The sequence below is a fragment of the Brevibacillus brevis genome (assembly GCF_031583145.1).
Taxonomy (GTDB): Bacteria; Bacillota; Bacilli; order Brevibacillales; family Brevibacillaceae; genus Brevibacillus; species Brevibacillus brevis_E.
Map to the genome: position 1 here is coordinate 3,908,482 of NZ_CP134050.1, position 18,208 is coordinate 3,926,689.

The 18,208-nt window shown below is 53.2% G+C and carries 20 protein-coding genes and 1 riboswitch; of the genes, 6 read left to right on the forward strand and 14 right to left on the reverse strand.

All coding sequences use genetic code 11. The annotated features are described in order from the left end of the window. Positions 1-58 precede the first annotated feature (58 nt). The 5 genes from RGB73_RS19385 to RGB73_RS19405 all read right to left on the reverse strand — a co-directional run bounded on the left by RGB73_RS19385 (position 59) and on the right by RGB73_RS19405 (position 4,198). Positions 59-1,990: a hypothetical protein gene (locus tag RGB73_RS19385; protein ID WP_310764396.1), complete on the reverse strand. Its 1,932-nt coding sequence runs from the start codon at positions 1,988-1,990 to the stop codon at positions 59-61. Between the two features lie 109 nt (positions 1,991-2,099). Continuing rightward, the gene (locus RGB73_RS19390; RefSeq protein ID WP_310764397.1) at positions 2,100-2,225 is read right to left on the reverse strand and encodes a GapA-binding peptide SR1P; all 126 of its coding nucleotides are present in this window, start codon (positions 2,223-2,225) and stop codon (positions 2,100-2,102) included. A 146-nt stretch (positions 2,226-2,371) separates the two neighbouring features. Further along, positions 2,372-3,172 carry an alpha/beta hydrolase gene (locus RGB73_RS19395; protein WP_310764398.1) on the reverse strand — a complete coding sequence of 267 codons (801 nt, stop codon included), beginning with the start codon at positions 3,170-3,172 and terminating at the stop codon, positions 2,372-2,374. Between the two features lie 96 nt (positions 3,173-3,268). Further along, a complete protein-coding gene (locus RGB73_RS19400) occupies positions 3,269-3,568 on the reverse strand; it encodes a DUF3055 domain-containing protein (protein WP_310764399.1) in 300 nt (99 codons plus the stop codon). A gap of 105 nt (positions 3,569-3,673) precedes the next feature. Further along, positions 3,674-4,198: a MarR family winged helix-turn-helix transcriptional regulator gene (locus tag RGB73_RS19405; RefSeq protein ID WP_310764400.1), complete on the reverse strand. Its 525-nt coding sequence runs from the start codon at positions 4,196-4,198 to the stop codon at positions 3,674-3,676. Between the two features lie 183 nt (positions 4,199-4,381). Here RGB73_RS19405 and RGB73_RS19410 point away from each other — a divergent pair, with 183 nt between their 5' ends. After that, on the forward strand, positions 4,382-4,810 hold the full coding sequence (locus RGB73_RS19410; RefSeq protein ID WP_310764401.1) for a DUF1885 family protein: 429 nt from the start codon (positions 4,382-4,384) through the stop codon (positions 4,808-4,810). Between the two features lie 124 nt (positions 4,811-4,934). Continuing rightward, on the forward strand, positions 4,935-5,573 hold the full coding sequence (locus tag RGB73_RS19415; RefSeq protein WP_310764402.1) for a glycoside hydrolase family 73 protein: 639 nt from the start codon (positions 4,935-4,937) through the stop codon (positions 5,571-5,573). A 128-nt stretch (positions 5,574-5,701) separates the two neighbouring features. Here RGB73_RS19415 and RGB73_RS19420 read toward each other — a convergent pair whose 3' ends face one another. The 5 genes from RGB73_RS19420 to dapD form a co-directional block, all read right to left on the reverse strand. Continuing rightward, a complete protein-coding gene (locus RGB73_RS19420; RefSeq protein ID WP_310764403.1) occupies positions 5,702-6,064 on the reverse strand; it encodes a DUF4912 domain-containing protein in 363 nt (120 codons plus the stop codon). A gap of 110 nt (positions 6,065-6,174) precedes the next feature. After that, on the reverse strand, positions 6,175-6,771 hold the full coding sequence (locus RGB73_RS19425) for a hypothetical protein (RefSeq protein ID WP_310764404.1): 597 nt from the start codon (positions 6,769-6,771) through the stop codon (positions 6,175-6,177). A gap of 283 nt (positions 6,772-7,054) precedes the next feature. Continuing rightward, positions 7,055-8,185 carry an N-acetyldiaminopimelate deacetylase gene (locus RGB73_RS19430; RefSeq protein ID WP_310764405.1) on the reverse strand — a complete coding sequence of 377 codons (1,131 nt, stop codon included), beginning with the start codon at positions 8,183-8,185 and terminating at the stop codon, positions 7,055-7,057. Between the two features lie 4 nt (positions 8,186-8,189). Further along, a complete protein-coding gene (locus RGB73_RS19435; RefSeq protein WP_310764406.1) occupies positions 8,190-9,401 on the reverse strand; it encodes an aspartate aminotransferase family protein in 1,212 nt (403 codons plus the stop codon). 12 nt (positions 9,402-9,413) lie between these two features. Continuing rightward, the gene (gene dapD, locus RGB73_RS19440) at positions 9,414-10,124 is read right to left on the reverse strand and encodes a 2,3,4,5-tetrahydropyridine-2,6-dicarboxylate N-acetyltransferase (RefSeq protein WP_310764407.1); all 711 of its coding nucleotides are present in this window, start codon (positions 10,122-10,124) and stop codon (positions 9,414-9,416) included. 221 nt (positions 10,125-10,345) lie between these two features. After that, positions 10,346-10,528: riboswitch (Lysine riboswitch) on the reverse strand. A gap of 146 nt (positions 10,529-10,674) precedes the next feature. Between dapD and RGB73_RS19445 the strand changes: the two genes are divergently transcribed. Then, positions 10,675-11,130 carry a flavodoxin gene (locus RGB73_RS19445; RefSeq protein WP_310764408.1) on the forward strand — a complete coding sequence of 152 codons (456 nt, stop codon included), beginning with the start codon at positions 10,675-10,677 and terminating at the stop codon, positions 11,128-11,130. Positions 11,131-11,216: 86 nt separating this feature from the next. Beyond that, positions 11,217-11,765: a GNAT family N-acetyltransferase gene (locus RGB73_RS19450; protein ID WP_310764409.1), complete on the forward strand. Its 549-nt coding sequence runs from the start codon at positions 11,217-11,219 to the stop codon at positions 11,763-11,765. Here the strand turns inward: RGB73_RS19450 and RGB73_RS19455 are convergent. Genes RGB73_RS19455 through RGB73_RS19465 form a run of 3 tightly spaced genes read right to left on the reverse strand, consistent with a single transcriptional unit; the run spans position 11,740 to position 14,897 of the window. Beyond that, positions 11,740-12,576 (reverse strand): EcsC family protein, encoded by an 837-nt coding sequence (locus tag RGB73_RS19455; RefSeq protein WP_310764410.1) that lies wholly within the window; start codon positions 12,574-12,576, stop codon positions 11,740-11,742. The genes RGB73_RS19450 and RGB73_RS19455 overlap by 26 nt on opposite strands. Before the next feature lie 13 nt (positions 12,577-12,589). Then, on the reverse strand, positions 12,590-12,790 hold the full coding sequence (locus tag RGB73_RS19460) for a hypothetical protein (RefSeq protein WP_310764411.1): 201 nt from the start codon (positions 12,788-12,790) through the stop codon (positions 12,590-12,592). A 55-nt stretch (positions 12,791-12,845) separates the two neighbouring features. Further along, positions 12,846-14,897, reverse strand: coding sequence for a hypothetical protein (locus RGB73_RS19465; RefSeq protein ID WP_310764412.1), 2,052 nt, complete (start codon positions 14,895-14,897; stop codon positions 12,846-12,848). Positions 14,898-15,114: 217 nt separating this feature from the next. Between RGB73_RS19465 and RGB73_RS19470 the strand changes: the two genes are divergently transcribed. Both RGB73_RS19470 and RGB73_RS19475 read left to right on the forward strand, forming a co-directional pair. Beyond that, positions 15,115-15,909, forward strand: a complete 795-nt coding sequence (locus tag RGB73_RS19470; RefSeq protein WP_310764413.1) for a class I SAM-dependent methyltransferase — start codon at positions 15,115-15,117, stop codon at positions 15,907-15,909. After that, the gene (locus RGB73_RS19475) at positions 15,906-16,595 is read left to right on the forward strand and encodes a hypothetical protein (protein WP_310764414.1); all 690 of its coding nucleotides are present in this window, start codon (positions 15,906-15,908) and stop codon (positions 16,593-16,595) included. Before RGB73_RS19470 ends, RGB73_RS19475 begins: the two co-directional genes overlap by 4 nt. Before the next feature lie 80 nt (positions 16,596-16,675). Here RGB73_RS19475 and RGB73_RS19480 read toward each other — a convergent pair whose 3' ends face one another. Then, the gene (locus RGB73_RS19480; protein ID WP_310764415.1) at positions 16,676-18,190 is read right to left on the reverse strand and encodes an efflux RND transporter periplasmic adaptor subunit; all 1,515 of its coding nucleotides are present in this window, start codon (positions 18,188-18,190) and stop codon (positions 16,676-16,678) included. Between the last annotated feature and the right edge of the window lie 18 nt (positions 18,191-18,208).

Consider the following 18,208-nt stretch of genomic DNA (forward strand, 5'->3'; position numbering starts at 1 on the left):
CCCAGACAGCAAGTGGGGCTCACGAGCTGCCTGGGTTTTTGAAATGGTTGTGAGGTTGTTAGTTGTCCGTTTCTTCATCCTCATCAGAATCAGACTCGTCGTCGTCATCATCCTGTGGCCGAGCAAACGAAAGCGTATAGACGTATGGGTCTCCATCACGCGTGTCAATCCAAACGAGGCGATTCCCTCCAATGCGGGCTTCTTCTACCTCTGCTTTGCTGCTCCAGGAATAGTCGCTGTAAGAACCTTCCTCGGCATCGTACAACTCAAAGTAAAAATCTTTCTGTTTTGGCGAAAGTCGGTTGTCCTCATACAATACCATGTTGCGGGATACTTGCGGGTTAATTTGGTCACGGTCTGCATAACGCAGCAGAGAAGTCGTCTTTTCTCGGTCGAGGTCGTAGTAGTACAAATCCCAGCTCGGCTTTTTAGAATCGGTATATTCGCTCCATACGACGAAATCTTCTCCGAGTTTGGCAGTTTTCACTTGCACGTTTTTGCGAATCTCGGTTTCGTCATCGTCGTCGATATCGTACAGGACGATGCTTGCTTTATTGGAGCTTTGCTCAAGCACCCACGTCGCATAATTCCCGTAAATGTCTACACTGAGCGGATCTTTCCGCAGCGTGCTGACTTCCTTGCTCTTGTTTGTAGAAAGATCAGTCAGCATGATGTCAGGTCTGCTTTGCATGTTTACCCACAGAAGCATGTCACCGTCGATCTCGTACAGTTTTTTATCCGGCTCTTGGTCGTCATCTTCGTCCGTGACTTGATTCGTGACACCTTTTTTAATGTCGTAGGAAAAGAGTGCATCCTCGGACTCATCATACCAGACGACGTAGCGATTGCTGACAAGAGGACGAATCGGGTCTGCATCCACAGTCGTTATAGCTTTGGTTGTACCCTTTTCCACGTCATACAGAATAACGGAGGAGTTTTTGCGATTCTCCGAAATATAGACGACATATCGGTCGCTTCCATCCGGTTGGCTCGGTTCTCCTCCTACGTCGCCAATCTGCAGCGCTTCTTTTTCATCGAGATCGTACAAATTCAGGCGGAGCTTCTTGTTGTTATCCGCCTTTGCATACAGGACGTAGTCTCCGTAAACCCGCGGAGGCAGTTTGTCGTAAATAAAGCTCGCAATGTCTTTCGTCGTCGTCTTCGACGTGGTTCCGTAGGTTGCATGACCATCGTCCACGAACAAGTAGGTATTCTTGTAAAGATGCGGAGAGGTTTTGTCACCGGAGTAGTCTGTCAGCTTCTTGATTTTGCTGTTGCCGATCGTGTACAAGGCGATTTGGCTGTAGGTGCCGCTCTGGTCTTCATATACGATCTGATTCCCGTACACGGACGGATTCACTTGGTCGCCGCGAGAAGTCACCGCTGCTTTTTCCTGACCGGCTTTCATGTCGTAGTAGTAGATGTCTGCATTGCCGGAGCGCACGTCTTGCCATGCAATGTATGTATCCCCGATAGTAGGATTGCTTGCTTTGCCGCTTGTGGAAATTTGTTCGGATTCACCGGAAGTAATGTTGTACATGTAAACGTCCGAACCGCCGTTGCTCTGGTCGTCCCAGACAATATTCTTGCCGGATATCTCCAGGTGCGTCACCTTTGCCGATCCGCTTGTGAGGCGTGTTTCCTTTTCATCGGAAATATCGTACATGTACACATCGGATCCTCCATCACGGGAGTCGATCCAAACGACGTATTTGCCGTCAACACGTGGACTTGTCTTTGTAGACTCTTCGCTGCCGATCTTCTTTTCCGAATGGTTATCCAGATCATAAAGCGTGATGGTCTTTTCCCCTTCAACCATCCACACAGCGTAGTCCTCAGAAATGTCGAAACCGGTCTTGGCGATTTCAGGTGAGCCCACATCTATCTTCACTTCGTCGCCGATGCCGGACGCAAATGCCGGTGTCCCGCTCCACAGGGAAGTGACCAACAGCGCTGCGGCCAACCATCCCTGCCTCGGTTTTAGCTTCATGGAACAATTCCTCCTCTTGCCACAATTTTCACTCTTACCTATTATCCCCCATGTTGAAAAGGTTGTCAAAAAAAACAGGCCTCGCAACGCGGCCTGACTAAGGTTTCGATTATTCTTTTTCCTGCTTTTGACCCGCCTGGCAGTCGCAGCTGCAAACAGCGTAAAGCGTTTTCACCGAATTGGATTCGAAATGTTCAATGATCGTCCCGCAGGTTTGACAGATGATTGTTCCCATGTATGTTCCCCTCCGCTGTCACATTGCCCGGAAGCAGTGTGAGTGATTGGTCATATCTGCGTAAATATGATGCTGAATCTATCTTAATATGACACAACATTAGGAGTCAATACGGTAATTACACTCATTTTGTTTTAATTAGTATGTCACATTTGCTTTGCGGATCGATCCATCCATGCTGCCATGCGCTCCAGTATCTGTTCTTTTTCCGGTTCATTCAAAACTTCGTGGCGCAGTCCTTCCCAACGCTGAAACTCGGTGTGTGACGGGATCCCTGCGACGAATCGCTCCACAGCATCGGCATTGACCAGGGTATCGTCTCCGGCTTGCATGACCAAGACGGGGACGGCGATGCGCTCCCGCTCCTTCCAAGCGAGTCTCATCGCCCGTTGCAGCTCCTGATACCATCTGACACTTACCTTCGCATAATTGAGTGGGTCACTGCGATACGCGGCCTGTACCGCCGGATCCCTCGACACCTGGTCGGGAGATATTCCGTTTGGCATCGCCAGAGTCGGCCAGACGCGGTCCAGCCACTGCGCGAGCTGCGCCTTCCATGCCGGAACGGACAGCTTCAGCTCCAGGCAGGGCGAGGTCAGGATCAGGCCCGTGATTTCGCCTGGGCGATCGCAGCTTTGGACAAACCTTGTCGCCACCAAGCCTCCAAGACTATGCCCCATTATGTACAGCGGCTGCTCTTCCTCTGCCGCATCCTGTGCATCCCGCATCCAGACGCCAACCGCTTCGACATACCGCTTGAAGTCATCGATATGCCCCCTCCTTCCAGCGGACCTTCCCCATCCCGGCAGATCCCCTGTAAATACGCTCCAGCCTCGTTCGTTCAAATAGGCAGCCACATGCTCGTAACGGCCATAATGCTCTCCCGTTCCGTGTACGAGCACGACTGTCCCCCTCTGGTCTGGAGCCAGCCAGCAATGTTTGTGCACGTCTTCTCCCCCTTATTTGTACGCTTGACCGCTCCGCCAAGTTGTCAAATCTGATTGCGAAATAAAACGAGCAGAAGGTAAACTTCTGCTCGCCTGCTAATACTGATTTTCTTCGTATGGCATCGTTGGCAAGTAGTCTTGTAAAAAATGGGCGAGGGCTTCCGCTTCGCTTTCTGAACCCAGCCGGAAGATCTTTTGCAGATATCCGGGGTTCACAGCGTCCTCTGAACTGAGAAGGGTCGATTGCCCAGTCTGCATACAGATCACCAGAGGCTTCCCGTAAAACTTGTGCGTAAAGACGATCCCAAAATCGTGGCGAGTTCCCTCCGAGACAAATCCGAGAAAACGTACATTGGCATTCTCCGACTCCTCGTATAAGTGGTCGTAGTGCTCCATCAGCAATCCCTCCTCATCGTAAGTTTGTCCCCGAATGTTGTTGCGTAAATATTCGGAGTATTTCCTAGTATACGTGAAAACCCGACTTTTTGCTACTCCCGGTACTTAACTGATCAAGTGCCGGGAGTTTGGAACACGATCTTCGCCCTCTTGAATCCAGCGTACCTTTTCCACCCCGTGCAACGATTGCGCGACAAAGGAAAGGCATTCAAAAAACAGTTCGACTACCGCTGTACTGTATCGTTCCTCCATTTTCTCCAACGCATACGTCAAACGAAAAATAGAAGGTACGCTTCGCCGGCTGGCCTCGATGACTTGTCGTCCTTTTTCCGTCGGATAGACATGCACGACACGTCCGTCCAGCTCCGACTTTTCGATGGTCACCATACCTTTTTCCATCAGCTTCTTGATATGAATCACGATCGATGAGGGATGCCAGAAGGTCCAGTCGGCAATTTGTGTGACCCGCACGCCTTCGTAGCAATAAATGATCCAGAGAATGTTCAGTTGAACGGAGGAATCCAGCTCGGCTTCCTTCGCTGCCCTCTCCCAGTCCTCCTTGTTCACCACGTCAATGGCGCGCATCGTGTTCAGCGCTTCGAATACGTTTCTAATTGAGACCTCCTGCATAGGGTCAATTCCTCCATGTGATTCTTGTTCTTTCCATCAGCGACTATATGAATAGTAATTATATTTTACACTTTTCAGAAAAGACGCGCAATTATTTTCCGCTCGGAATTGCCGCATTGTCAAAGAGTGGAAGCAATGCTACACTAAACGCAGACATTCTCGGTGCTAGGAGTGAGTGCAATCGTGAAACTTCAATCGGCCTACATTTATTTCGTAGAAGGTTCCACAGCCACACATGCAGACATCGAAGACGTAAAAGCAAAGTTTGCCCGATATATCGACATGACCGGAAAGACGGGGCAGCAGCTCGGTTGGTCCTATGCCGACGCCGCCTTTCCCTATACCTTGGAGGAGCGGGAAGAAGGCAAAGGCTCCTGGTTCCTGCTCAAAGGAAAAGATCCGAATATGTACAAAGCGATTGTCGTCGGAGTGGGCTCCACCGAAGTCAACGGCCAAGAAAAGCACTACATTCAAATTTCCCTGCCGGAATCCGCCACCCACGGCGATAAAAACAAGGCGAACGAGTACTGCCGCTATCTGGCCCGCGACTACAAAGCCGAACTGCACTTGTTCAACAACCGGATTCAGTATTTTCAACCCCGCAAACCGTAAGAAATGGGATTCGATCAATGACACAGCCGTCCATGTGCGGCTGTTTTTTTATGGTTTGCCCATTGCCTTTGCCTGAACTTTTCCATACGTATAAAAAAGCCAAAGCTGCAAAAGAGGTGACCCGATGGAAACGCAGGCATTTATCGATCTGGTGGCTGGCTCCGCCAGACAGACGTTTTTGACACATCGAATTTTCCCGTCGATCACAATTGCCCAGGCGATCCTGGAATCAGGCTGGGGAAACAAAGTCCCGGCCGATCCCGTGACGGGACGCTCCTCGTACAACTTGTTCGGCATCAAGGGAACCGGACCGGCCGGCTCGGTCACGATCGCCAGCAAGGAAGTGGAAAATGGGCAAGTCGTGACGCGGAACTCCCAGTTCAAAGCCTATTACAACTACCAGCAGTCCATCGATGACCACGCCGACTTTTTGCTCCAGCCGCTCTACAAAAAGGTAGTGACCGCGGCTTCGCCCCAGGAAGCCGCCCAAGCTCTAGAGAAAGCGGGCTATGCCACTGACCCGCAATATGCCGAAAAGCTGACCACCCTCATCCAGACTTACAACCTGAGCAAGTACGATCAATTCTCGCCTCAAGACCCTTCTCCCTATCCGGAATGGAAAATCGACCTCGTGAAGCGAGCGCTCAAGGAAGGATTGCTGACTTCCCCCGAATGGCTATCCAAGCCAGACGAACCGATGCCGGTCTGGGCAGTTCTGGCTGTCGCCCTGCGACTGCTCGACAAGCAGCGCCAAATGCCCTGACCATTTGAGCACCTGGCTGCGCCATGCTTTTTGGCCGAGCCGCGGCTGCCCTTATACGAGATAGGACTTTTATCAACAACAAAAGACCCTCTGATTCAGAGGGTCTCCCTTATTCATGAGCACGTTGATCAAATCATTTGAGATCTCGATAGCGAATAAAACCTTCCATCCACCATCCGAATGCCGAGATCGACGCAATATTCCAATCCTTGCGTAACCCCGTAAAGTATCCACTCGGAGGAGCGGTGGTTGATATCAAAATCGGTGTACAGGTCAGTGCCATCATCGCGGATCTCTTTGCGGTCAGTCACATCGAAAAGGCGTAGCACAAACGGCAGCTCGGCGAACGGAATCGCAAACTTCTTTTCCACTTCCTGCTCGAACTCCTTTGTCATGCTCCACTCTGCCTGGATCGAATGCTCATCCTTCCAGGCAATGCGTATACTCGGGCCTTCTACGTCTGTGGATGATCGCGGGGGATTTGTCTCCATTCGCTCCCATCGTTCCTTTCTTTCATGTACTCGCTTTCACCATGTATATCGGCTTTTCCACCTATTATACCATGCGAACAAGCCACGTGGGAACGCAAACAAGCTATATTTTATCGTCCAACTGTAAAGCTGTTCTCCCCGACGGTTACGTACGACTTGAATTTCTCCGATTTCATTTGCACCTGAACCTTGTAGGTGCCATAGCTCTCCAGCTTGGTTGATACGAACGGCTCAGAGAAATAGAAGCTGTTGGCGTTTTGCGTGGAGAACTTCCATTCTTTCCCCTTCTCCACTTCTTTCCCGTCCGGCGCAATCAACACCAGCTGCATGCGAAGGTCTTTGGCGACCGGCGCTTCGTCCACTTCGACAAAGACATTGAACGTCCGTGGCACGTTTTTGTCGCTGTACCCTTTGATCGGATTGCTAAAGACCACGGTCTTGTTGCGCGTCTGCTGGATGCCTTCCAAAACCAGGATATTCACATTCGGCTTGACAATTTCCAATTTGCCGGAGTTCTGGTCGTATTCGGTAAAACCGCCCATGCGGTTCACGAGATCCTCCACTGAATTGGCATTGGATGATCCCATGCTGCTCACGATCCGTTCACCACCAAGAAAAACCCGCATCGATCCCTCACCCAAAGCCGTGCTCCCTACACCGGCAACGACAGTCAATGCCAACAAGGCTGACAACATTGCTTTTTTCATGTCTTGTTCCTCCTGTATGCTTGCGCGGCAGCGCTTGTTATTCCGAATTTGTGCTTACTAGTTTATACGCCCGAACACGCAAATAGTTGTGGTCGAAACCCAACTTTTTTCAACAATATCCACAGTATCCACAGCGCCAGCATTCAGGAAGAAAGACTTATTCACAGCCTTGTCTTCTGCGAAAAAAGACTCGAAATGAGACAGCGAATTTCATCCTTGCGACTCTTTTTAAGCAAAACAAAGGAGCAGTCTGCGAAAGACTGCTCCGTGAAGCAAGCATCGGTTATCGGCTTGAAAGCCACGTGAAATAGCGGGAAACGACCCGAATCGCGACCTCGATCGCGTCCTCGCTCGGCTCGATCTTGGAATGGTGCAATCCGTACGGCGTGTCGACCCCGAGCCAGAACAGGAAGCCCGGAATTTCCGTTAAAAAGTACCCGAAGTCTTCTCCGGTCATCGCTTCCTGGCAGCGAATGAGGGTCACGTCCCGGCATTCCTCGCTCATCCAGGCCATGAACTCTTCGGTCAAGGCTTCCTCGTTGTACACTTGGCAGTACCCGCAGCCGTAGTCAATGGCGGCGGTGCATTCGAAGCCAGCTTCGATCCCTTTCACCAAGGCCTCGATCCGGCTTTTCACGCGCGCCATCGATTCCATCGAGAACGTGCGGATCGTGCCTTCGAGCCGCGCTCTCTCCGCGATAATATTTTGCTTCGTGCCGCCCTCGATCTTGCCGACCGTGATCACGGCGGAATCCAGCGGATCAATATTGCGGGCGACGATCGACTGCAGCTGTGTCACCAGATGGCTCGCTGCGACCACCATGTCGTTGGACTTGTGGGGAAATGCAGCGTGTCCCCCTTTCCCCACCAGATCCACAAACAGCTCGGAAGTGTTGGCAAACAGGATGCCCGGCTTCGTCGCGATGTGCCCAACCGGATACTCCGGGGCAATATGGAGCGCGAAGATGCAGTCCGGGCGCCACTCGGCGAATTCCTCGCTGCGCATCATCGGCAAAGCGCCGCCTGGCCCTTCTTCCGCCGGCTGAAACAAAAACAGCAGATTGTCTGCGATCGGATGCTCTGCAAAATGCGTCACCAGTCCGAGGGCGATCGCCATGTGCACGTCGTGGCCGCAGGCGTGCATGAATCCTTCGTGGAGTGAGCGAAACGGATACGCCGTCTCCTCTGTGATCGGCAGCCCGTCCATGTCCGTTCGCCACCCGATCGTGCGCTTGGGATCGGTGCCTGGGATCCTCACGAGAATGCCGGTGCGCCACTTCTTGATCTGCAGGCGCTCCTCAGAGAGTCCTTCCAGGTAGCGTAGCAAGTACTGTTGCGTTTTCACTTCCTGAAAGCCTGGTTCCGGTATTTGATGCAGGTCTCGGCGGATCTGTACAAACGGAGATACGCTCATGATTTTACGCCTCCTTGGCGGAACTGGCTGCAGTCAGCCGCTTGGCAAAAACAGCCAGGAAACGGTCTACGTCCGCTTTCGTCAGCGTCAGCGGCGGCAGAAGTCGCACGATGGTCTTTTGCGTCACGTCGACGAGAATCCCTTCTTCCTGCAGATCGCGCTGCAGACGGCTCGCTTCTTCAGGAGATACGCTCAACGGTATGCCGACCATCATTCCTTTTCCGCGCAGGGCCTGCAAATGCTGCGGCAACCGCTCGCGCAAGGCCGCAAGTCCATCCCAAAGGTATTGGATCACTTCGTTCACATGAGCTTCGAAGCCGGGGTCCAGGAGCTCATCCAACACGGCATTCCCAAGGGCGGCCGAGAGCGGCGAAGGGGCGAAAGTCGTCCCGTGGTCGCCTGGCTTGAACAGATCCATCAGTTTTTCGCCAGCGATTACCCCGCCGAGCGGCAAGCCTCCGCCCACGCCTTTGGCAAAGAGGATCAGATCCGGCGTCACGCCTGCATGCTGGTAGGCGAACAGCTTTCCGGTGCGCCCCATCCCCGTCTGGATTTCATCCATGGCAAACAGCATGCCTTCTTCTCGGCAAATCGCTTCCACGTCGCGGAGAAACGGCTCCGAGAGCGGAACCACGCCTCCGGAGCCGAGTACTGGCTCCATCAGGATGGCGGCAGGCTTCGCCGTTCGGCAAATCTCACGCAGCCCTTCCGTATCTTCGGCGTCCAGCTCATAGACCGAGAATACCGGCTGCGGAAAGTCCTGATAGACGTGAGCCTGTCTGGTCAGGCGGACCGCTCCGAGCGTGCGGCCGTGGAAGCTGTTGCGCAAGACCACGATCCCTTCCCGACCGGCTCCTTCCGCTTTCGTCCATTTGTGAATCAGCTTGATCGCCGCTTCCGTCGCCTCCGCTCCGGAGTTGGTGAAAAAGACTTTCCCGGCGATTGTCTGTTCTACCAGCCGCTGCGCCAGGCGAATGGCAGGCTGATTGAGAAAGACGTTGGAGATGTGCAAAAACAGGTCGCCCTGCTCATGCAACGCCTTCAGGATGCGCGGATGCGAGTGCCCCAGCACGTTTACGGCTAGACCCGTAAACAGGTCCAGGTACCCTTTGCCCTCCGTGTCGTACAGGTAGTTGCCCTCGCCTTTTGCGATAGCAATCGGTAGCCTTTTGTACGTAGAGATAATGTACTGTTCATCGAGCGAACGCCAATCCATGTCATTCACCCCTTACAGCTGACGCAGCTCCTGCTTGATTTCCGTCTTCGAACGGGTTTTTTCGTCGATTTGCTTGATGACGCGGGCAGGTGTGCCAGCTACTACCGTGTACGGAGGCACATCCTCAATCACGATCGCGCCTGCAGCTACAACGGCTCCTTTTCCTACGCGGATGCCTTCCAGAATAACAGCGTTGGCACCGATCAAGACATCGTCTTCCACGACGACCGGTTGAGCAGATGGCGGTTCGATCACGCCTGCGATGACAGCGCCTGCACCGATGTGGCAGTTTTTCCCTATGGTTCCACGGCCCCCTACTACCGCGTTCATGTCGATCATGGTGCCTTCCCCAATGACGGCACCGATGTTGATGCTTGCGCCCATCATGATGACGGCGTTGTTGCCGATGGTCACCTGGTCACGAATGATGGCACCCGGCTCGATTCGAGCCTGGATCCCTTTGGTGTCCAGCAGCGGAATCGCAGAGTTGCGTCGATCGCTTTCCACGACGTAGTCTTCAATTTTGTCTGCGTTTTGCGCCAAAACCGGCTCGATTTCTTTCCACTCGCCGAACACGACGCCTGTATTGCCGCTCAGGAAAGCTTTGGAGCCCTCTCCGAAGTTGATGCCTTCGAGATTCCCTTTGACATACAGTTTTACAGGGGTTTTCTTTTCGCTTTTTTGAATAAACGAGATAATTTCATTTGCATCCATCATGTTCATGGGTACATCCTCCTTTTAATAGAAACTTGCTTGTTTTAAGCCGATTCGGCTCGACCGGGTTCACGCGCGGTGGATCACGCTGCAAACACCGACCAGGAAGTTGAGGTACTTCGCCCTCGCGCACCGGAACCCTTACACCAAAGGCGTACGAATTCCTATACGTGAAAAAAAGCAATGAGTGCATTACGCTATCTCATTGCTTTCGATTCCCTCGCCAGCAAATCGTAAATAGCGCTCCATGAGAGATTCTTCTCATGACAGGATGATCATTGTTCACGAGCACCCCAACCCTTGCCATCCAGGGGAACGGCAACAGCTTCGGCGCCTTAGCCTTTCTATCTTTTCCTGCCCCCCGGCAGACCGCGAAAAGATGTACTCTTCTGTAGCGCACCTCTATTTAGACTTTACTATCTTAAGTTTATTTAACTCTACCAAAATCACCTACGTGTGGCAACAGCTTTGTGAAAAGAAAGTTGATAATTGACAAAGAGAATCATTTTCATTATTTTTGTTATGAGAATGATACTCATTATCTTTATGGAGGTTTACTATGCCAACGATTCTGATGGTGTACGCAAGCATGACAGGAAATACGGAAGAAATAGCCGGGGCGATCGCGGAAGGAATCCGCTCGACGGGGGCTACGCTCGCCATCAAAGAAGTAATGGATGCTTCCGCTAAGGAGCTGACGGCGTACGACGGTATCTTACTTGGTGCCTACACATGGGGGGATGGCGAACTGCCTGACGAGTGCATGGACTTTTACGGCGAAATGGATGAAATCAGCCTGGCGGGCAAGAGGGTGGCGGCTTTTGGCTCATGCGACTCGAACTACGATCATGTAGGCGCCGCTGTCGACATACTGCTGCAAAAGGCACGGGATCGCGGGGCAGTCACGCCTCTTCCCGGCTTGAAAATCGAGCTGGCCCCTACCGCACAGGAAAAGGAATCATGCAAGGCGTTTGGCGTTTCTTTCGTGGAGCTGTTCAGCACAGAAACCGCCTGAAACCCCTTTCATTCTCATGCTTCTCAAAGAGGGCGCCTTTATGATACACTGTCCATCCAGCACTTTTTTCCTAGGAGGTACTCAAGATGAAACTGCATACAGACAGCATTTACTTGCGCCCTCTCACATGGGAAGACGCCGCCGAGCTTCTGGAGCTGCGACGGCGAAATCACGAATTTTTCCAACTTTTTGAACCGATTCGCCCTGCTTCCTACCTTACATTGGAGGGGCAGCAGGAACTGATCGCCCAGGCCATAAGCGATTTTGCCAAGCAAACTGCCTTTGCGTTCGGTGTTTTCTTGCGGGATAATGACCAGATGATCGGCCGGGTATCCCTGTCCAATGTAGCGCGGGGAGCTTGGCAAAACGCTACCTTGGGATACTTCCTCGACAAGGAGCTCAACGGCAAAGGGTATACGACTGCTGCTGTCGGACTGGCTCTTCGGTACGCCTTTACCGACGGACAGCTCCATCGGGTACAGGCCGGCGTGATGCCCCGAAACCTCGGCTCTATCCGCGTCCTCGAAAAAAACGGATTCCGATATGAAGGCCTCTCGCTACGTTACTTGCAAATCAACGGCAAATGGGAAGACCACAACATGTACGCCATCACGGTCGAGGAGTGGGAGAAATAGATTCGACTCCCGCGTTAGTCTCCCGCAGCCGCTCCAGAATGCGCCGTTTTCGGTACAGCATCATGCCTGCCTCCGCGACATCCTGCACGGACGAGCGGTTGATGTAGGCGCCAAACAAGATCCCGGCGATGGGAACCATCTGGAACAGTTTTTTCCACCCGAAGTTTTCCGTATAGGTCAATACGACTTCTCGCCAGCCTTGGAGCTGTGCCATGACATCCTTCTCCGCAGCGGGATTGTCAAACTGAGCCAGCTCCTCGAGGATGGCTTTTTTTCCGACGATGTCAGAAGAAGCAAATTGCAGGCACTTGATCACGAATAACCGCTCTCTTTTCTCCTCGGGGCGATACCCGTAGCAGAGCGCCATTTCTTGCAAAACTTTCAGCGAGGTTCCCACCAACAGAGGGATGTCCAGCGCGAGGGTGAAAATGCCGCCAATACCGGTTGTGGCCCCCTGTACCGTAGCGAACGTAGCTCTGGACTCCTTCAAGTCACTCGCGACCGCATCCATCAGCGCCAGTGGCGTTCTCGCCATCTCATCCGCATCCGGCCCCTGCGCGAGCCCCATCCGACTGCGGAACTTGGCGTACACCGCTTCGTCTTTCGCCAGGTACTTCCCTCCCGTTTCCAGGAAGGCCGCCATTTCATCAACAGCCGCCCCGAGCTTCTCCCTCACCACCTTTGGCGTGATCCGATCCAGCAACACAAAGGGCAGCCTGCCCAGCTTTTCCCAAAACCACAAGTCTTTTTGCTGTGCCTCCCAGGCTTCCACTTCTCTCAACGCCTGATACAAGGACTCTCTCGTTTCCATCCTCTATCTCCTTTCAAGAGCGACCGCCGTGTTCCCGCTTCCACAGACATTGGTTGCGGAGCAAATGCTTCACGTATTGCTGCAGCTCTTCTGCCGACTTCATCCCGGCAAACTCCTCTATTCCTCTTACGATTCCGAGTTTGGAATGTTTCACTTCTTGGGCTTCGATCCGAAAACCGAACTTCTCCAGAACAGCTCTCTGTTCTTCTGTCATGCGCTTCTCCTCCTACAGCAAAACCCCCTGCATCGCAGAGGGTTCGTCCTATTCTTTATTGTACGTCAATCGTGAGCGTTAAAGTCTGCTCCTGTTCGATAAAATCCGTGTCTTTCTTGTAGGATTTCAAATAAGATATGACCTTGCACGACTGATATCCAAGCGTATTTGTCACCTTGATCGTATACACGCCTGGTTTGCGGTCGTGAAAATCGATGATCTGCTTCAGGTCGAGCGAATCGACGCCCTCGTTTGCTTCCTTTTCCCCATCCGTGCGGAGAATCCTCGGCTTCAGCTTGGTGAGCACGTCGTCATTGTAGCTGATTTCCACTTCATTGCTCGATTCCATCGTTCCTTGGCCCTGCGCAGCGCCCATGGGTGTTTTGCCGTCTTCCCAGACCAAATTGGGAATATGCACGTATCGCCGGTCCGTCTTGCTGGATTTATTGAGGGTGATTCGCTTCGTCCCCTTGCTTTCCACATGGGTAGACATCAGCTCCAGCTCTGACAAATCGCTCAAGTCGCTTTCTCCCTCTACCACGATCCGATCGCCGTCGCGATACTCTTTGCCCGATTTGCTTACGAAACGCATCTTTGTCGGTACGGGAGCGACTCCTGCCTCTCCCGGATCACATACTGGCGCTGACGAAATCGGCGGCACATCTTCGATCACTTGGATGTACCCGCACCACGACTTGCTCGGTTCCCGTTTGCTGTAATAATTGATCTTGTAGCGCCCTGGATTGAGGCTGGACAGCTTGAGGGCCGTATGATCCCAGTTCAGCTTGGCGCTGTCCACTATAATGTTGTCCACCGCCCATACCCCGGGCCCTTCCTCGTCATCCGCCTCACTCCCGTACTTGACGTGATCCGCAGCTGTCGTCAGCCAGATCAGATGGATCGGATTTTGGTACAGCCTGACGGTCACATCGGACGAATACAGGTCTTGCCGCTCCACGAGCAACGACGATTTCTCGTTGTTTTGCATCAAGACATCCATGGTCGCCGTAGCCGATGCAGGCCCGCATGCCTCCGGCGTACCGGGAATCTGGATCTGTACGGTAGACTCCGTACTCATCCAGTCATAGGAAGATTCCTGGTCCTGATTAGGCTGAAACGTTACATTGATCTTCATGCCGGCGAGCATTTCCGGTATGGCGACCTCTATAGATTGCGAATCGGTCAGCGTTTGCCCGGTGCCGTTCACCCACCAGCGCCCGGGGAATGGCGAGTAAAGCTGTACCGATCCGGGAGCCTCTGGGGCGGTAATTAGTTGATTCTGCGAAAGCTTCTGCCCGTTCTCGTCTTTGCCCAGGTACAGCTCGGCCAGTCCTACCTGGATGGCGACTGACCATGGGGTAAGGCTCCCGTCATCCGGAAGAAACAGGAGCTCGTACTCTCCCTTTTGCAAGGTTCCCGTCGAGAATAGCGTACCCGCGACCGACCTCATCTCCGTCCCGGTCGTTTTGTTTGTCAGCTTCCACGTACCTTGAACTGCACTTGTAAAGCTTTTGGAGCCAAACAGCCCGAAGATCGCAGCGGTCCCTCCCGATGGCACCGTCTCTCCCGTCGGTTTTTCTCCTTCATAAATGAACGGGTAGTTTTGGGCTTCCACTCGGAACCGCACGCTAACTGTACTGCTTTGAGCGTTTCCGTCCTTCACGACAAAGGTCAAGGTATGTATGCCGGCAGTGAGCTTGGAGGAAGGAATGGTAAACCTCGGGACTTCCCATTTCAACGTGGACTGGTTGGCATGCTTCTCCCCTCGAAAGGCAGTCAGCTCCGTACCGTCGAGAAACACTTCGTAGCGATTCACGTTTGTGCCGCTTCCATACGTTGTTTGCGTGAGGTCAACATCCAGCGGAGTATCCGGCGGGAGAATAAACTCGTCGTTTTTCACCCAGTTCCACCCGCCCGTAGACAAGCCTGCAACCTGGTAGTCATTAAATACGATACGATCGTGAATCGGCTTCTGTACGGGTTTCGACACCTGACTGTTCCGCTTCATCGTTGTAGACGCCCCCAGTGCTGGCGAGACGGAAATGCCTGACAACAGGCTTCCAGTTGCCAGACACACCAAAAGCGCTGATACAACCCATTTTTTCACTTGATGTCCTCTCACTTTCTCTATCTGCATCGTTCGTCTGAATCCTAATTCGACAAAATCAGCGCTTCTCCTTTTGTTTCCAGTCAGGAAAATGTTTCCGATCTGAAGAAAAGAACGCTATGCAAAGACTCATAGGATAAACCTATCAAAATAATAATTTATATAGATTTGACTAATATTCTCCTGGCTGGTAAAACAAGGGTAAGGAGGGGTTGACATGAGTCACACCATGCAATGGAACGCAGGCCACTACGATGAAAAAATGAACTTTGTCTCTCAGTATGGAAAAGGATTGATCGACTGGCTTGCACCGGTAGCAGGCGAACGCATTCTGGACCTTGGCTGTGGCACGGGTGATCTGACTGCTCAGTTGGCTGAGACCGGAGCCGTCGTGACAGGAAGCGATTTTTCCCCCGAAATGATCGCAACCGCCCGCAGCAAATACCCGCACTTGTCCTTTGAGGTAGCGGACGCCCACACGTATCGCACGGATCAGCCATATGACGCCATCTTCTCAAACGCTGCCCTGCACTGGATGAAGGGTCCCGAGGAAGTAGCGAAGTCCGTTTGGCTGGCACTTGCTCCTGGCGGGCGGTTCGTGGCTGAATTCGGAGGGAAAGGCAACTGCGAGCAAGTGATCCAGGCACTGCGCTTCGCCCTCGGCAAGATCGGAATCTCGGCTGACGACAGACACCCGTGGTACTTTCCCAGTGTAGGGGAGTACACCTCTCTGTTGGAGAGACAAGGCTTTCGCGTTGTTTTGGCCTCTCATTTCGATCGCCCCACCGTCATGCCAGACAACGACCGAGGTCTCAGACATTGGCTGGACTCGTTTTGCAGCCCCTTTTTTGCCGGTCTGACCGAAAACGAAATAGATGAGGCTTGCAGGGCTGCTACCGAATGGCTGCGCCCTACCCTTTACTCGGGGGGTCAGTGGATCATCGACTACAAACGAATTCGCGTGATCGCCCGGAAAGAGTCGGCGACTGGCGATCAAGGGGCAGCGTCATGAAGCGAATCGCTTGCCTGCACGCGAACCATTCGAACATCCCGCTGTTGGACGAGGCGGTTGCCCCCTGGAACGCGGAGCTCGTGCATTACGTGGATCCGGGGTCGCTCTTGCAACACACAGGGGTATGCTCGCCCACAACCGAACAGTCCCATGACCGCTTGATCAGCCAACTGCTTTGGATGGAGGCAGCCAACCCGGACGCGATCGTCATCACTTGTACGCAGTACGCTGCCGCCCTGAAGGCTGAGGACGAAGCGCGGCTACGTACGCCAGTCTTCACCATCGACGGCCCTTTTCTGGCAGACATAGCCGAACGCGAAGGCCCGCAAACCTTGCTGTTCGCCAATCCCGCGACGGTGACCCCGACCATGCAGCGCCTGCAAGCTTATGCTGCCGCTAATGGGCTGCGCCCTCAAATCGAAGTCCGGCAGCTTACGGGAGCGTTCGCTTTGCTCATGGAAAACAAGCAGGAAGCGTATCTGGAAGCTGTGCGCCGTGCACTCGACGAGCTTCTCTCGGCCACCGGTCAAGCTTCTCTGTCAGTAGCCCAGCTCTCCATGGTCCCCGTCGCCCGCCGGTTCACAGCGGAAACGGGTAGGGCCATCGGTCATCCTCTGCAAAGTTTGACGACCCGGATAGTCCAAACGCTTCAACTTGAATGGGCCGAAAGCTCGAATCGCTCATAATAAATCCCCGGTTCGGCCGTGCTGCCAAACCGGGGACTTTTTCAATCGAAGTGCGCTTGCAGGGTTTCAGATACCTTTACTTATGCGTTGGTCATCAGTACTTCATCGCCTTCGCTTAGACCATCGGTAATTTCGATAAAGTCCGTGCCTTCCACGCCGATCTTCACTTCTTTGGGAGTCGGCTCACCCGATTGCGGATCCTTGACCATGACGGTGCCCTTTCCTTCTTCCATGACCTCCACGGCGTTTAGCGGGAGCCGCTTGACGTTTTCTTTCTGCTGCACGTAAATGTCGCAGTCTCCTGTCATGCCATGCTTCATCTCGGATGTCTCGCTCAGCTCTACCTTGACGGCAAAACGCACTGACTTGTCTTCCTTGGTCCCTTCTTTTGGGATATCGATGACTTTTCCTTTGAACGGACGATTGCCAAAGGCAGTCACATATACGTCGACCGCCTGACCCAGCTTGATCGAAGGGATGTCAATTTCGTCCACCGCCGCCATGAAGTACACCGCGGACGTATCCATGATGACGACTGCCGGTTCGCCCGAGCCGGGGGTCTCTCCTTCTTTCACGTTCAGCTTTGTGATGACGCCGCTGATCGGCGCCTCCACTTGCTTTTTTGCGATCTCCCTTTTCTTTTGCTCCATGGTCAGCAGCGATTCTTTCAAAGCCAGCTCTTTTTCCCTCAGCTCCAGGTCGGACGACGTCATATCCATCTTGAACAGCTCCTGTCCGACCTTGACCTCATCATCTTTCTCGACTTCCACTTTTCCGATCTTCCCGTGAGTGCCTGCGAGCAGCTCCATCTCGTCTGGGAGTTCGAATGGTGTCGGGATCTGGCTGGCGTACAGCACACCCTTGGGATCCGTGTACTGGACTTCCCCCATGTCTCCGACGTACAGAGCCCCCGGCTTTTTGACGAGCACCTCGACGTTGTGAACACCGCCGACCCCTTTTTCCTTTTGTCCGACGAGGTCGATGTGGGTGACCGTCCCCTCAATATAATAGAGAGAAGCCGTGATGAACACCTTCACCTTTTGGCCGATGCGGAATTGTTCCGCTTCGTAGGCGCTGAATTTCCCGGTAATTTTCAAATAATCGGTATTGGTCAGTTTCGCGACGACGGTGTCCGGGGTGACTACATCCCCTTCCTTCACCAGCACTTCCTTGATCTTTCCTTCTTTGTCCGCCTTGATCCGGTCTTTCTTGTCTTTCAGTTCCGCCAGTTCCTTTTGCGCTCGCAGGATGCCGAGCTCCTGCTTCTGCATTTCCAGCTGGGCGTCCGTACTGTCTACGGTAAACAGCACATCTCCTTTTTTCACGGTCTGCCCTTCTTTGACCAGCAGCCGCTCCACTTTGCCGCTAAGCTCCGGCTTCACTTCCTCGCGGGCTTTGGCCTCCACTGTCCCGGAAGCAAAAATCGTCTTTTTCACCGTCCCCACGTCGACGTTTGCCGTTGGAAACGACGGCTGCTCCGGAGGCGTTTCGGCGGTAGCCGCGTCCTTCGCTTTCAGGGAGGTGTAGCCGTAGTATCCACCTCCGCCCAACACGATTACGACTGCTGCCAGTATGATCCACTTTTTCTTGTTCATGTCTCGTTCCTCACATTT